Origin of the sequence: Occallatibacter sp. (assembly GCF_049802275.1) — a bacterium.
Lineage (GTDB): Bacteria > Acidobacteriota > Terriglobia > Terriglobales > Acidobacteriaceae > Telmatobacter.
Map to the genome: position 1 here is coordinate 1 of NZ_JBARMD010000526.1, position 12,430 is coordinate 12,430.

The 12,430-nt window shown below is 57.2% G+C and carries 12 protein-coding genes; 7 read left to right on the forward strand and 5 right to left on the reverse strand.

Features of this window, described 5'->3' with window-relative positions:
• Window positions 1–402, reverse strand: a 402-nt coding sequence (locus tag WA354_RS18200; RefSeq protein ID WP_472814438.1) for a DUF4254 domain-containing protein, incomplete at its 3' end; no start/stop codon positions are given.
• Window positions 403–483: 81 nt separating this feature from the next.
• On the opposite strand from WA354_RS18200, the gene WA354_RS18205 reads away from it, so the two are divergent.
• The 3 genes from WA354_RS18205 to WA354_RS18215 all read left to right on the forward strand — a co-directional run bounded on the left by WA354_RS18205 (window position 484) and on the right by WA354_RS18215 (window position 3,383).
• Window positions 484–1,689 carry an ATP-grasp domain-containing protein gene (locus WA354_RS18205; protein ID WP_472814439.1) on the forward strand — a complete coding sequence of 402 codons (1,206 nt, stop codon included), beginning with the start codon at window positions 484–486 and terminating at the stop codon, window positions 1,687–1,689.
• A 146-nt stretch (window positions 1,690–1,835) separates the two neighbouring features.
• A complete protein-coding gene (locus tag WA354_RS18210) occupies window positions 1,836–2,291 on the forward strand; it encodes a GyrI-like domain-containing protein (RefSeq protein ID WP_472814440.1) in 456 nt (151 codons plus the stop codon).
• 39 nt (window positions 2,292–2,330) lie between these two features.
• Window positions 2,331–3,383: a UDP-glucose--hexose-1-phosphate uridylyltransferase gene (locus WA354_RS18215; RefSeq protein WP_472814441.1), complete on the forward strand. Its 1,053-nt coding sequence runs from the start codon at window positions 2,331–2,333 to the stop codon at window positions 3,381–3,383.
• Window positions 3,384–3,414: 31 nt separating this feature from the next.
• Here the strand turns inward: WA354_RS18215 and WA354_RS18220 are convergent, their stop codons facing one another.
• The 3 genes from WA354_RS18220 to WA354_RS18230 form a co-directional block, all read right to left on the reverse strand.
• Window positions 3,415–4,461, reverse strand: coding sequence for a diguanylate cyclase domain-containing protein (locus WA354_RS18220; RefSeq protein WP_472814442.1), 1,047 nt, complete (start codon window positions 4,459–4,461; stop codon window positions 3,415–3,417).
• A gap of 355 nt (window positions 4,462–4,816) precedes the next feature.
• Window positions 4,817–6,337: an OmpA family protein gene (locus tag WA354_RS18225; protein WP_472814443.1), complete on the reverse strand. Its 1,521-nt coding sequence runs from the start codon at window positions 6,335–6,337 to the stop codon at window positions 4,817–4,819.
• A 639-nt stretch (window positions 6,338–6,976) separates the two neighbouring features.
• Window positions 6,977–7,582, reverse strand: coding sequence for a hypothetical protein (locus WA354_RS18230; protein ID WP_472814444.1), 606 nt, complete (start codon window positions 7,580–7,582; stop codon window positions 6,977–6,979).
• Between the two features lie 647 nt (window positions 7,583–8,229).
• On the opposite strand from WA354_RS18230, the gene WA354_RS18235 reads away from it, so the two are divergent.
• From WA354_RS18235 to WA354_RS18245, 3 genes are all read left to right on the forward strand, one after another.
• The gene (locus WA354_RS18235) at window positions 8,230–9,219 is read left to right on the forward strand and encodes a tyrosine-type recombinase/integrase (RefSeq protein WP_472814445.1); all 990 of its coding nucleotides are present in this window, start codon (window positions 8,230–8,232) and stop codon (window positions 9,217–9,219) included.
• A 386-nt stretch (window positions 9,220–9,605) separates the two neighbouring features.
• Complete coding sequence (locus WA354_RS18240) at window positions 9,606–10,049, forward strand: MbcA/ParS/Xre antitoxin family protein (protein ID WP_472814446.1); 444 nt, start codon at window positions 9,606–9,608, stop codon at window positions 10,047–10,049.
• A 32-nt stretch (window positions 10,050–10,081) separates the two neighbouring features.
• Window positions 10,082–10,771 (forward strand): RES family NAD+ phosphorylase, encoded by a 690-nt coding sequence (locus tag WA354_RS18245; protein ID WP_472814447.1) that lies wholly within the window; start codon window positions 10,082–10,084, stop codon window positions 10,769–10,771.
• Window positions 10,772–10,802: 31 nt separating this feature from the next.
• On the opposite strand, the gene WA354_RS18250 is transcribed toward WA354_RS18245, so the two are convergent.
• Window positions 10,803–11,240 carry a helix-turn-helix domain-containing protein gene (locus WA354_RS18250; protein WP_472814448.1) on the reverse strand — a complete coding sequence of 146 codons (438 nt, stop codon included), beginning with the start codon at window positions 11,238–11,240 and terminating at the stop codon, window positions 10,803–10,805.
• 231 nt (window positions 11,241–11,471) lie between these two features.
• Here WA354_RS18250 and WA354_RS18255 point away from each other — a divergent pair.
• On the forward strand, window positions 11,472–12,430 hold a 959-nt coding region (locus WA354_RS18255), incomplete at its 3' end, for a hypothetical protein (protein WP_472814449.1).

The following is a 12,430-nucleotide window of genomic DNA, read 5'->3' on the forward strand; positions in this document are numbered from 1 at the left end:
CCGTTCGGCCTCTTCACGGGTGTGATAGATCTTCAGCGCGAGGATGGAAAGCCGGTCGATGATCAGGCCAGGCGTCTCGGAGTGCAGGGGCACATGCTCTGCCGGCAGCCGCTGCGGCGCGAGCCAATCGAGCAAGGCTCGGTCGAGTTTTTCGGCGAGGTCGTTGCGGAGCTGGTTGGTGCGGTCGATGCGGCGCTTTACGTCGGCGAGCTGCGCATCAGAGGCACCGGGTGTGCGGGCTTCGTCTTCGATGTGCCAGAGGTCGAAGTTGGCGTGGTGCTGGCGGGCGACGCGGCAGAGCCAGGTGTCAGCAGAACTGGAACCCTCTCCGGAAGCCGGCAGGGCATGCCAGGCAGCGGTTGTTTCATCGTGGAGTTTTACGATTGCATCTGCTGAAAGCATCGGGCTCCTGGCGGTATGGTAGCTGGTTACATCGTCTATGGTAGAACTATCCTCACCCGGGCACCTGGAGGCGAAGGAAGAATGCCGGACGGAAGCTACCGATTTCTCTGTATTTCCAGCTACGAAAAAGGTCAGGACTTTATGCGCCAGGCCGCGGAAACAGGCGTGAAACCGACGCTGCTGACCGTGGAAAAACTGCGCGATGCCCCGTGGCCGCACGACATTCTCGAAGACATCACCTTCATGCCCGACACGTTCAGTGTCGATGATCTGATCAAGACCGTGTGCTGGATGAGCCGTGGCCGCCACTTCGACCGCGTAATCGCACTTGACGAGTTTGACCTCGAGGCGGCCGCCAAGGTTCGCGAGCACACCCGCATTCCCGGCATGGGCGTTACATCGACTGCCTACTATCGCGACAAGCTGGCGATGCGCACCGGCGCCAGCGAATCCGGCTTCCTGGTCCCGGAATTTTGCCGCGTTTTGAACTACGACGAACTACGCGCCTACATGAAGGGCGTGCACGGGCCCTGGCTGCTGAAGCCGCGGGCGGAAGCCTCCGCGTTGGGTATCCGCAAGATCTACGAGCCCGAGCAACTGTGGCGGACGCTCGATGAGTTAGGGGAAGCGCAGACGAATTATCTACTGGAGCAGTTTGTTCCCGGCGATATTTTTCACGTCGACTCCATTGTCAGCGAACACAAGGTGGTGTTTTCTGCTGTGCATCAATACGGCAAGCCGCCGATGCAGGTGATGCACGAAGGTGGCGTTTTCACCACGCGCACCGTAGACCGATCGAGTCGCGAATGGAAGGAACTGACCGAGGTTAACGCGCGGCTCGCTCCTGAGCTGGGAATGGCGCGTGGCGTTACGCATGGTGAGTACATTCGCGCTCACGAAGACGGACGCTTCTACTTCCTCGAAATTGCGGCACGGGTCGGCGGGGCATTTATCTCGGACCTCATCGAAGCTGCGACCGGCATCAATCTCTGGCGCGAGTGGGCACGTCTCGAGGTGGCCGATCTACGCGGCGAGCCGTATGTGCTTCCGATCTTCACTGAGAAGTACGCCGGCAGCGTCTTGTGCCTGGCGAAGACTGAGGAGCCGGATACCAGCTCTTTCGACGCGCCCGAAATTGTCACGCGCATGAGGAAGCATCATCACGCCGGGCTGATTGTCTGCTCTGAGAATCCCGGCCGGGTGAGGGAACTGCTCGATCGGTACAGCACCGAATTCGCGCAACGGTTTCTGGCCGCGCTGCCGCCACCGGACAAACCAACGTCGTGAATGGAAGAGTGCCGTGCAATTTGTGGCGTTGCAGGGTGCGTTTATCTTTTTCCAGGCCAGAAGTCGGCTGGTCTCAGACGTCGACGCCTGATCGCCTGCACTGATGGGTTGAATGGCCTTTCGACAAATCCCCGCAAGGAGGAGCGATGAATTTCAACGAACATCCTGAACTCGTAAGCTGGCCCGAGATGCACTACGTCTTCGTCGAGCGGATAGGACCCTTCATGGAAAACGCCGGCGCCGCGTGGCAGCAGGCGCATCCGCTGGTGCCGGCACTGCTTGAGAACAACAAGATCACCGGCTACATGGCTCTCTACAAGATGGGCCCAAAGGTCTACAGGGCAGGTTTCTCGCTCGCTGGTCCGCCAGTGAAACTTCCCGACGGACTCAAGTATGAAAAAATCCCCGGCGGCAAATACGTCCGCTTCGAGTTGACCGGGCCATACGACCATCTTCCCCAGGCTTCGGGTCGCGCGTGGGCTATCGTCGCCGAGAAGAAGATCGAAGTGCGCGATGATTTCGCCATTGAGAACTACGTTAACGATCCGCGCACGACGCCGCCGGAACAATTGATCACGCATATTATGATCCCGACAGTTTGACGCTCGGGCCGGCCTTTTACAATGGCTGCGGGAGAACGCATGGCAGGGAAGTGGCAATATCCGCATCGCCGTTGGAATCCGCTGCGTCAGTCGTGGGTGATGGTTTCGCCGCATCGGACGCAGCGGCCGTGGCAGGGCGAGGTTGCGCAGAAGACTGCGCCCTCGGCGATTCACTATGACCCTGCATGCTATCTTTGCCCGGGCAACCAGCGCGCGGGCGGAGCGGCGAACCCGCAGTACGACTCCATCTTCACCTTTGTAAACGATTACGCCGCGTTGCTGCCCGATGTGCCCACGCCGGAGCAAAACGCTGCAACTGCTTCGCCGCTGCTGATTGCCGAGCCTGCGCGCGGGCTATGTCGCGTGCTCTGTTTTCATCCTGACCACAGCCTGACGCTGGCACGCATGACGCAGCCCGAAATTCGCCGCGTGGTGGATGCGTGGACGAGCGAGTACGAAGAGCTGGGTGCGATCGACTGGATCCAGTATGTGCAGGTCTTCGAGAACCGGGGCGCGATGATGGGTGCGAGCAATCCACATCCTCACGGGCAAATATGGTCGACAGGATTCGTGCCCGATGAACCCGCCGCGGAGACGATTGCGCAGCGCGAGCATATGGCGAAGAATGGCCACTGCCTGTTATGTGATTACATCGCCGCCGAGCGAGCTGCCGGCGAGCGGGTGGTGTTTGAGAACGATTATTTTGCCGTGCTCGTGCCATGGTGGGCCGTGTGGCCATTCGAGGTGTTGCTGGTGAGCAAACGGCACCTTGGGGCAATGCCGGAGATGCAAAGCGAAGAGCGCGATGCTCTGGCCGATGCGTTGAAACGGATCACGACCCGCTACGACAATCTGTTTGAGACCAGCTTCCCTTACACGATGGGATTTCACCAGTCGCCCACTGACGGCGTTCCGCATCCCGAGTGGCATTTTCATGCGCATTTCTATCCGCCGCTTCTCCGCTCGGCGACGGTGCGGAAATTCATGGTGGGATTTGAAATGCTCGGCATGCCGCAACGCGACATCACCCCGGAAAGCGCGGCAGAGCGGCTGCGCGCGTGTTCGGAAGAGCACTTCTGGCCGCGAGAGTGAAGAGAAAGCTGTCAGCCATCAGCTTTCAGATCTAAAACACGTGCTTGTGCGGCGTCTCTGGCTGGGCTGTACGGACGGTCCGCGTCCGTTTCATCTGGTACATCGAGCGATCGGCGGCTTCGAGCAGGGCATCGACGTCTCTCCCGTCCTCGGGATAACGCGCGTGTCCGATGCTTGCGGTCAGGTGCAGGGTGCGGCCTTCAAAGCGAAAGGACTGATCTGTCTCCTGCGAGACACGCTCGACAATTGCGATCAAGTCAAGGCTGCCTGAGATTTCGCTGAGGATGACGCCGAACTCATCGCCGCCGAGCCGTGCCACAAGATCGGATTTTCGTGGAATGCGACTGATGCGCAGCGCCATTTCGCGAATTGCCGCATCGCCAGCGCGGTGGCCGTAGCTGTCGTTCACGTGTTTAAGCCCATCCATGTCGAGGACCAAAATGCCGAGGGGCTCAATTTGCCGACGCCCCGGCAATATGCGGTGACGGAGGCGGTCGAAGAAGAGGCTGCGGTTGGCGAGGCCGGTGAGCGAGTCGTGGGTGGCCTGCTGATAGAGCGCGTTGGTCTCGTTGCGTGCAGCGTAGTACATCGCGGCTGCGATCAATTCGCTCATCAACTCCAGGACGCGCACATCGCGAGCAGTAAAGGCATGGGTCAAGGTCGACACCAGTTTTAGAGCGCCCACAACCGAGCCGTCGTGCTTGAGAGGGGCCACCACCATTGAGCGGATTCCGGTCAGTTCACAGGGCTCGCGATTGACGCGCGGGTCAACCAGGGTGTCGTCGGAGTGAAGAATCTGGCCTTCGCTTGCGCACAATCCCGACAGGCAGGCGTCTCGTTTCACTCGCGTGCCGAGCAGGGGACGGGCGATGCCGCTGGCGCCGCGGTACACCATTTCATCCCCCTCGGTGTATTCAACGATCGCCCCTTCAGCATTGGTGAGGCCGGGAACGCGTTCGACCACTTCATTCACAACGCCGGACAGATCGAGGCCCAGTTTGGCGATCTCCGTCTGGAGACGAATGATCTCCATCAAAATGTACGGATCACTGGTGACGCTGCTCTGCACGTCGGTCATGGGCCCTCGGTCCATTGGTAGGAAGATTCTGTGCCTCAACTCTCCGCAAAACGTCCCTTGCGACGAATTGCTGCGGCGCCAGGAGATATCGTGAATCCGATCATCGCCAGGCAGAGTTCAAGCTAATCCCCCCTGAGGGTTGGATGCATCCTGCGCTCGAGCGCGAGCAGGCCAGGCGAAGAATGTCAGGGAAGTATCGGTGATGTCCCTCAATACGGGTGCAATTCGGCAGCGTGCCCGGTTGCATACGCCAGCGTGGTTGAAGGGAGGACGCCCAAGGAGTGGGCATCCTCCCTTACAGCGAATTTGCATCACAAGGCGCCGGTTATCGGTCGCTCAGGCGCGCATGCGTCCGTTAGTTTGCAGCACCTGACTGCGCAGGGCCAATCTGGGTGCCGATAACACTGCCGGAAATTACGATTTCAACACGCCGATTCAACTGGCGTCCTTTTGCCGTGGTGTTATCCGCTACAGGATCGCTGGGGCCATAGCCTAGCGCGGAGAGCTTACCCGGGTCGAGACCTTGTGTAACCAGGAAATTGAGTACACCGTCGGCGCGTTGTTCCGAAAGCTTCTGATTGAAATCAGCACTGCCGGTGGAGTCGGTATATCCGCCGATGGCGAGCTGCAGCGACGGGTAATTGAGGACAATGCCGGAGAGCCTGGCGAGTGCTACTTGTGCTGCCGGGCTCAGGTCTGACTTGCCGGTGCTGAACAGAACGTCTCCCATGTTTACGACGAGACCGCGCGACGTATCGGTAGTGGGAAGAACTTTATTGAACTGAGCGAGCAGACGAGCACGCAGTTGTTGTTTTTCCAACTCCAACTTGTCTTTGGCGGCAGCCTGTGCGGCGATCTCCGCATCTGCCTTGGCCTTGGCTTCCGCCGCGGCTTCGTCTGCCTGGCGTTTCGCTTCTGCGGCGGCTGCATCCGCTTTGGCCTTGGCTTCGGCTGCTTCGGTTGCCGCCTTTGCTTCTGCTTCTGCCTTGGCCTTTGCCGCTGCGTCCTCTCTTTCTTTCACGATGCGTGCTTGATCCTGGCGCTCGACGGAAAGGGCCCGGGCATCTTCAGCAAACTGCACGGTCTGGCGCGCAGAGGCGATTACGGCGTCGTTGCCGGACTTGTTCTTGATTGCGTATTCCATCTGCTCGAGGCTTCCGGCCGCCTTTGAGTAGACTTCCGGTGCGAATTTGTCGGCGCCGTGATCTTTCGCCACTTCTACTGAATTACGTGCTTCATAAACAGAAAGCGGCGTCTTGGGGTCAAGGGTCAGCGAGAGGGGATTCCCCATCTTCTGGTATTGAGCGCGTTTCATGAGCTTGTACTCAGAGACGGGAAAGATTTTTCCTTGGGTCTTCTTGTTCGGCACACTTTGCAGGACGACCATTTCGCTGGGAACCCTGACCGCGAAATAGGGCTCGGCCGTAACGATCAAAGAGAAAGCCTGCGCCGGCGTGGTTGCGCTGAGCTTTCCTTCTCCGTTCTTATTGAGGAGAACTTCTCCCAAGTTTCCCGTTCTGCCTTCGGGAGTAACAATCCAAAGAACGTAGGTCAGAAATTCGGTGCCAACGGTCTGGGCTGGTTGAAGGCCCTTGACTGAGAGGTTGACACTCGCCCGGTCAGCTTTCGATTTGATCTCGACTTTGACGTCACCGGTCCCATTGGGCATCAAGTCGGTGCCCACCATGTTGACCTTTGTGCCGCCGCTTCCAACCAAATATCCAACGGCTTCGACCGTCTTTGTGGTCAGAGCGGACGCTGGAATTTCCTGCCCCTGCTGTGCGCTCGCGTCTTGAGCGACAGCTGCAGTTGTCGTTGCCAGGAAGGAGCAGAACAATGCTGCCCCGATGCTCGACATTCCCATTCGTGCATTCATCTATCTATCTCCCACTTGGATCGGATAAGTCCCTGTTAGATCCAGCCTTGCGGCGGTTCAGAATCGTAGCCTCGCACCCAGAGGTCTCCGCCGATGTGGTCTCTGGAGCCATTTACGTAAGAATTGAGCTGCGAGATGAAGATATCCGAGTGGGATGAGATTTAACACTGGCAGAATTGCCAGTCACGGTGTTTTGCATGCATGCCGAAGCCGCCAATATCGACTCGGACGGCACGCCGGTCGGTACGCGGCGGGACTGATGGAGCGAAACGCAGGGAGCACCGCGTATAGGCTGGCGAGCTTGGTGTATCTACGGCTTTTTATTCGGGGCGCGTTCTGGCTACGGACCTATCATTGTGTTTCACGGCGTCCTGGAGGAAGGCGTGTTGGAACGGAACGGGCCGCTGGCTTTGACGATTCGGGCTGCTGTGAGTCTGGCGATCCTCGGCCTCTTTCTGTACGCGCTATCGCATTTCGGGCCTCCCACTTATTTCCCAAGCGGCAGGAAGCACACCCCTATTTCCGCCGTGTTGGGCGCGGCGTTCTTGTTTTCGGTGGTTAGTCTTTTCTTCCGGCTCAGTGGCAGAAGTGACCCGCAAGAAATTAGCGTTTACAGCGGGTCGCAGCGGTCCATGGTCCTTACTGCATCTGGTCGAGCATTTCTGAAAATGCAGCCTTAAGTTTCAAGGCCTTCTTGATCTCGTCAGCCGTGACGTAAGCGTACTCTCCGTATTCGAGGAAGCTGGGGCGCTGATGATCGCGCACAAACTTGACGAAGGCGGGGGCGTTCGACTTCCAGTCTGCAGGGAACCCTTCGAGGTTCTCAAAGATGGTGTTGATGCCGTATTTGGTGAAAAGCGCGACAGCGTCCTCGGTGTACTTGTCGAAGTCAGTGTCGAAAATTCCCTGATACATGAAGTAGGTGTCGTTGCCGATGTCGAAGAGGACCCAGCGCAAATAGTGAAGCTTGAGTGCTTCGAGAGCGTCGGGCAGACCGGCAATCGTGTCTTCAATTTTCTTGCCATAGGCGCGGATGATCTGCTCCCTGCCGGGAATGATTTTCGCGATGATGGTGAAGCCGTAATTTGCGGGCGATCGCGGATAGGTGGGACCGTAACGGCCCGGTGTGAGCTCGAAGTAGCCCTCCTTGGGAATCGCCATCGCGGCGGGTTTCGTCCAGTCCTTTGCCGCTGGAGCGTTTTGCGGCGACTTCTGAGCGGATGCGGGTGCGGTTTGAGTGGCCATATCGTGCTCCTTTACATGTCTGGGAGAGGCATTTCGTGTGAGGGCGGAGATCACCCCAATTCAAGCCAATGCTAGGGAGATCCCCAAAAGCCGTCTACTAGGGAAAGTGATAGGGGAACAGGCGGTGAACCCGCGAGTCAGGTCTTCAAAGGGAGACACAACTTGCGCTTTATATCCAATCTAAATAAGTTATCTTCCGAAATGGTGAGCCCGCTGGGACTCGAACCCAGGACCCACGCCTTAAAAGGGCGTTATCGGCGGTTTCGCACGGGGCTGCACTTTATGGCAAAGAGTAGAACAAGTTAATTAATTACATATATTTACATCAACAACTTGGATAAAATCCATTGCACCGGATTGCAAGCAATACAGTTCTCGTGTATCACATTTGTATCACAATCTGTCGGTTCCACCTTCCGGGAGAATGTGATACAGCTTTCGATGTTGGGGTGAAGGAAATGGCAAAACGTCCAAAGCAAGTCGCAGGGGTATACGAGAGGGTCCCGGATGGCGGCACGTGGTGCGCGCGAATCCGGGTTAATGGGAAGTTGGTGCGAAAAAGCTTCGGGCTAGGTCCAAAAGGGCGGGCCGATGCGATTGCTTGGGTGGAAAAGGCTAGGACAATCCGGCGCACCGGAGAAGGGGTGTTGCCGACGACGGCCAAGCGGGCCGTCCTGACTACTGCCGAGGTCGCTATCCTCGGTGACACCAATGCGATCACTGTCGGCAAGTTGTGCGACGAGTTTGAGCGCTACGTGAAGGCGCATCCGGAGGAGTATCGAGATCAGACCAACCCGCCCAAACGAATCGCGGTGATCAAGAAGGTGTTCGGTGACCGTGCCGCAGCGACACTCAGGGCGACCGCAATCGAGAACTGGCTCGATGAAATTCAGGAGGAGCGGGACCTGGCGAATGCGACCATCAACAAGATGCGCGGCACTCTTTCTATGATCTTCAAACACGGTAAGCGGAAGGACCTTGTCAACATGAATCCTGCGGCCGATGTCCCTCTCCGCGATGTGGGACATGGGATTATCGAGCGCTTCCTCAGTTCCGATGAGGAGAAACGACTACGAGAAGTCTTACAGCGAAAGATCAACTCCCACGATTCCATCAAACAGCCTGAGCTGCGTAAGCAAGCAATTCACCGGCTCCTGGAGTTCGAGGTCTCACTCAAGTCGGGGATGCGCAGGTCAGAGCAATACAATCTGCGATGGGGTGACGTCGATTTTGAGCGTCGCATAATGCGCCTTAGAAAGACAAAGAATGGAAAGCCGCGCAACGCCTTCATGATCGATGATGTCTCGGCGGCGCTGAAACATTTGCATGACCTCGATCTGGAACGCCGAGATCGATCGGGGAGCCAACCGAACAAGTCACCGAAAGATGTTGTCTTCGCCAAGGCTGAAAACAAGAAGTGGTGGCAGGCCACGCTGGACGAAGCAAGAATCCAAAACTACCGGTGGCACGATAACCGCCACACCTTCTGCTCACGGCTCGTACAGGCGGGCGTGCACCTGAAGGTTGTCCAAGAGGCTGCGGGCCATGCCACCATCGCCTCGACCATGCGATATGCGCACTTCGCACCGTCGCAGGTGCTGGATGCGATGGCTGTCTTGAACGCGAATCGACAATAGTCAACGGAATGATCGAGCAGACTGGGATTCACATTCTTAGTCGTGTTGGTTAAAACTTTCGAGCCGTGATGTTTGCCTCCGCTTTTTCGCAGCCTCAGTTTAGTTCGCTCCCCTTGCAGCCGATTGCTCCGAGTTGCAGAGATGGGCTGAGACCGGACGAAACGGCATATGGTTCCCAGGCGTCCGATGAGTGTCGGGTCGAACCAATCTTGCGCTAGGCATCAAGTGATATTCCTATGTCCATCATCCGGTAGCACGATGCCGCTTTCAGTAACCTTGGAGATCGGACACAGGCCCCGGGGCATGTGCCCCGCACGGGTTCGGATTTTTCACTTGCCAAACTTTATCGAAATCGAGAATAATATATCTCGAAAGCGAGGTTTTGTATGGCAACCGTACTGGCTGCTCCGAATGTGGCTGGATACTCCTTCGATCAGGCTCCAAACCTTGCAGATGCCCAGGAGCGCAGAAAACTAAGCGAGAGCGCGATCAAGGTTTTCGTGAACATCGCGCAGAAATGGGAGTTGAACGAAGCTCAGGCGCGAGGACTGCTGGGTGGTGTGGCTTCTTCAACCTTTCATGCGTGGAAGACAAAACCCAAGGGCAAACAGCTCGACCAGGATACCCTGACGAGAATTTCGCTCGTCATTGGAATCTACAAAGCATTGAATATCTACTTTGGCAAGCCGTGGGCAGATCGCTGGATTACGCTCGAAAATCGCGGTCCGCTCTTTGCCGGCCGGGCTCCTATCGACTACATGCTCCGCCATGGCCAGCCGGGCATGGCCGAGATCCGCCGTTTGCTGGATGCTTGGCGGGGTGGACGTTGACGCCTCCGGTTCGGGACTTCAGCCAGAAGGGAATGCATCGGCTGATCCCCTCACGATACAGCGAAACCGAAACTGTTTTAGAAGAGGTCGTGGCAGACGCGGCGATGCTCGCCGATGCCGCCCGGCTCGATGCCGCAACGAACGAGCGGATTCAGGGCGAGCTTTACGGTTTGAGCGGAATCAGTCATTTCGAACTGGTATACGGAATTCCCAATGCTCAAATTATCCGGGCAGCATTCCTTCATCCGGGTCCGTTCGGTTCTCGCTTCAATGACACGACGCGCGGTGCTTGGTACGCGGCCAAGAAGGTTGAGACTTCGATTGCGGAAGTTGCTTATCACAAGTCAAAGCGGCTTTCGGAAATCGTCGTTCCTGGATTGCCTCAAGAACGACCGAACGAAGACGTTTCCACCTACGACGATTGGCAAGCTGACTTTCACTCGCCCTTTCATGTTCTGGAGCCGGCGGAAAAATACGGGCATTGCCTTCAGCCAGAACCTGTGCCGCAATGCTACATGCCATCGCAGCTATTAGCGCGACAGCTTCTCACCCAACAGTCGAATGGGATCCTTTATCCAAGCGTCCGCCACCAAGGCGGGGCGTGCCTTGTCTGCTTTCGCCCCCCTCTCGTCTATCAGCCGCGTCGGGCCGAGAGGTATGAGGTTCGGTTGCGGATCGCGAAGGAAGGATACAAACCCACGTTCCAAGTTATTCCGTCGTAGGCGAATAGTTGAGTCACCGTAACTGAAAAAACTAACCAGCCAGCCGTTCGGGATGGTCGGAACGGGCAAACTTACGCACGTCTTCGATCGGAATCAGAACGCGCGTTCCGATCCTTCGGGCGGAGAGCCGCTTGTCAGCGACCAGATAATCCACACCCCGGACACTGATTGAGAGCAACTGCGCCGCCTCTTCACGACTTACCAGGAGTTTGGCTTGTGGCGGCACGGTCGCGTTCGCCGGCGGTTTGCGCTCTCCATTCTTCCTGGCCCGCCTTGGCGGGTGCGGTTTGCGGGTACCGGAATTGCCGAGAGTCGGAGGCATCGGGCTGGATCCGCTCAGGTGCGAATGGCTCACGTGATCAGTTTTGTCGTCGATGGCGGAATCCTCAGCTTCAGCCGGGTAGGGCAGCGAGTATTGCCCCGCATCAGTCGCGCCAAGAAAACGCTGCGGAAGGGAAGAAGAACGCAAGAAGCACCTCGCCGGTCTTGCACAGCTTGACAATAGCGAAATGTAGACGTAGCGTCAAGTTGTAAATCTACAGTCCGGGGACAACGGGAGAACAGGGCCGAAAAAACAGCGAAACTGCAAGAATCCGGACCGGCTCAACAGCAGCAGGTGGTCTCGATCCGCGCCTCCGAGGAGCTCCGGTACAGGCTCGAGCATCTGAGAAAAGTTCTCTCCCTGAAGAGCGGCGAGAACGTGTCGATATCCGAGGTAGCGAAGCAGCTTCTCGAGTCTGCCGATGATGAGCGTGTGGAGTTCGTCAAGCTGATCTCCGATCCGATCAAATCGCTGCTGAATATCCGGCAGAAAGCGGAAGCAAACCTCCCACTTTCCAAGACCGAATGGCTGATGGTCGCCTGGTTCTGTCAACGCGGCGCAGAGGCGCTGTCGGACAACGTACAGAACCAGATTTCCAACGAGTCTCTCATCGGCATTCTCGAAGCATTTCGCGCGGTCTACAATCTGCAAACCGCAAAGCGTACCCCGAGAGATCCGTTTTACATTGCGAATCTCGTCACGGACGAAGAGGCCGCGAACGAGAGAGCAGCAGAGATCGGAAGCAGGGATGTTCGTCGGGCGGTTGATAGGTCGATCCAGACCCTCCGAGATCCATCGGAGCACCAGCGGAAGCCGATCCTTGCCGGGCGGAGTCTCTTCTACGTGATCGACGAGACCGAGATCGTAAGTATTCAAAAGCTCAACGAAGTGCTCATGCCATATTGGAAGATCCTGTGGCGAGTATGCGCACGGGGCCACTACTTTCAGCGGGGCGAACCAATCTTCGATGAGGTCGCGGCCCGGGAGGTATTTGACCCCTTTGTCGATCCTCCATTACCCGGATTTGAGGAAGGCGAATGCAGCATCTTTTTGCCCCGTGATCGAACGGGTGGATTCGCGCTTTGCATCAACTTGCCCGGTAAGCTTTCGCCTATGTATCCGATGAGCCAATTCGCCATCATCTCCGAGTTCCGGACGATGATGGAAAAGCTTGATATCGAGCACGACGAGTCCTTTTGGCGCGGATATTACTTCTTCGCTAACACCCAACCCTTGGTGACTGGCGCATTGGGTATCGGCTTCCGCGCAAACAATAACGGGATTAAGTTCTACCTGGAGCGCAGCGCGTGGCTGGCGATTCGCAATCTGCTGCGGCG